The sequence below is a fragment of the Neorhizobium sp. BETTINA12A genome (assembly GCF_023006485.1).
GTDB lineage: Bacteria > Pseudomonadota > Alphaproteobacteria > Rhizobiales > Rhizobiaceae > Neorhizobium.
Map to the genome: position 1 here is coordinate 1 of NZ_JALBGW010000299.1, position 2,328 is coordinate 2,328.

At 63.4% G+C, this 2,328-nt stretch carries 3 protein-coding genes; all 3 read right to left on the reverse strand.

What is annotated here, in order from left to right; all coding sequences use genetic code 11:
* Positions 1 to 777 (reverse strand): LysR family transcriptional regulator (locus MOV61_RS29535; protein WP_247139125.1); only part of this gene is annotated, 777 nt, incomplete at its 3' end.
* Positions 778 to 858: 81 nt separating this feature from the next.
* The gene (locus tag MOV61_RS29540) at positions 859 to 1,608 is read right to left on the reverse strand and encodes an ABC transporter ATP-binding protein (RefSeq protein ID WP_038545525.1); all 750 of its coding nucleotides are present in this window, start codon (positions 1,606 to 1,608) and stop codon (positions 859 to 861) included.
* A partial coding sequence (locus tag MOV61_RS29545; RefSeq protein WP_247139126.1) for an ABC transporter ATP-binding protein occupies positions 1,605 to 2,328 on the reverse strand: 724 nt, incomplete at its 5' end. The genes MOV61_RS29540 and MOV61_RS29545, both read right to left, overlap by 4 nt.

Below are 2,328 nucleotides of genomic sequence, written 5' to 3' on the forward strand. Positions count from 1 at the left end.
GATCGGCACCGCCGCAAGCTGGCCGGCATCGATTTCGCGCTGCACCGCAAGCGCCGGCAGCAGTGTGACCGCCGCGCGGCGCAACACCAGTTCCTTCAGCATTTCCAGGGAACCGGTGACGAAGACCGGATCGAGCTCCAGCCCGTCCTTGGCGAACAGTTCCTCGAAGGCCTGTCGCGCGCCGAAATTCTTGTCGGGAAGAGCGAGCGGCATGTGGACGAGATCGCGCAATGTCAGTTCCCTGGCACCGGCGGACGGATGGTCGGCGGCCATGATGACGTCATAGGTGATCTCGGAGCGCAGCCGCACCTTCACCCCGGATATCTTTGGTGCAAACAGCGTCACCACCAGATCGGCCTCGGCGCCGGCGAGCGCCTCGACTGCCTCGCGCGCACTGGTGATCGCCACCTCGAACCGCAGCTTCGGGTAGCGCAGGCTGAATTCCGCAAGCACCGGCGCGATCAGGTTGGCAACCGTCGCGCCGTTCGCATAGATCACTACCTTGCCGCGCTGCAGGCCCTGCAGGTCGTCGATCAGCTGGTGGACATGTTCGAGTTCGCGCAACGTCCGCCCTGCCCGCGCCGCCAGCAGTTCGCCAGCGGCAGTCAGCTTGATGCCGCGATTGCTGCGCTCGACAAGCGGCGTGCCGAAATAGTGTTCGAGGTTCTCGATCTGGCGCGAGACGGCGGTGGCAGCGACGTTGAGATTCTCGGCCGCCGCCCGCATCGAATTGGTGCGGACCAGTTCGTCGAAATACATAAGCGCCCGAAGCTGCATGCGATCCTGCCGGCTGAAACATGTCGCCCGAAAGCGGGGACCGGTTTCGGGATAGTGACATAGATAAAATCGAGACACTCGTCAGCCGCGGCGAAAACCTTCGCTGGCGACGAGCAGCTGGCGGGTATAATCGGCGGAAAACTCGCGGTTTTCCAGTGCTTTCCGCGGCACCGTCTCGACAACCTTGCCATTTTTCATCACCGCCAGCCGCTCGCACATATGGCTGATGACGCCGAGATCGTGGCTGACCATCACGAATGTGAGGTTGCGGTCGCGGCGCGCCTGTTCGAGCAGATTGAGGATTTCCGCCTGGATCGAGGCATCCAGCGCCGAGGTCGGCTCATCGAGCAGCAGGATCTTCGGCTCCAGGATCAGCGCCCGGGCGATCGCGATGCGCTGCCGCTGGCCGCCGGAGAGCTGATGCGAATAACGGAACCGGAAGCCCGACCCGAGACCCACCTCGTCCAGCGCCCGGTTGATGCGCGTCTCGATATCGGTGAAACCGTGGATGACCAGCGGTTCCAGCAGCAGCCGGTCGACCGTCTGGCGCGGGTGCAACGAGCCATAAGGGTCCTGGAACACCATCTGGACGGTGCGGTAGAATTCCTTGTCACGCCTGCGGCCGGAATAGGGGCGGCCGTTGACGCTGAGCGTGCCCTGGTCGAACGACGCAAGACCCGAGACTGCACGCAAAAGCGTCGATTTACCGGAACCGGATTCGCCGACGATGCCGAAGGATTCGCCGGTGCCGATATCGAAGTTCACGTGATCGAGTGCTGCAAACTCATCGTATGTGACGACCATGTCGCGGATGGAGAGAGCCGATGTCATAACGCCCACTCCGGCTTGCGGTCGAGGACGGGCAGCGGATGCCGGTCGGAACCGATGGTCGGCAGGCAGTTCAAGAGCCCGCGCGTATAGGGATGCTGCGCATCGGCGAGATTGGCAGCCGGCAGTTCCTCGACGATCCGGCCGGCATACATCACGATGACGCGGTCGCAGAAGGAAGAAACGAGCCTGAGATCGTGGGAGATGAAGATCAGCCCCATGCCGCGATCGGCCACCAGCTTGTCGAGGATATCCAGCACTTCGAGCTGCACAGTGACGTCGAGCGCCGATGTCGGCTCGTCGGCGATCAGCAGTTCCGGACCGCAGACCAGCATCATGGCGATCATCGCCCGCTGCCCCATGCCGCCGGAAACCTCGTGCGGATAGAGCGAGAAGACCCGCTTCGGATCGCTGATCTGGACCGCCTCCAGCATGGCGAGCGCCCGCGCCTTGGCCGCCGAGTTCGAGATCTTCTCATGCGTCTTCAGCGTTTCGACGATCTGCCGGCCGATGGTCATTACCGGGTTCAGCGAATATTTCGGATCCTGCAGGATCATCGCCACCTTTTTGCCGCGCAGGTCGCGCCTCTCGCGGGCCGGCATGGTCAGGAGATCCCGGTCGCCGAAAGCCAGCTTTCGTGCGCTGATCCTGGCGTGGCCGGGGGTCAGGCCCATGATCGCGCGCCCGGTCTGCGACTTGCCGGAGCCGGATTCGCCGACGATG

Excerpts from the sequence above, each read along its gene's own strand:
- MOV61_RS29540 (WP_038545525.1), bottom strand. The coding sequence starts at position 1,608 with ATGACATCGGCTCTCTCCATCCGCGACATGGTCGTCACATACGATGAG.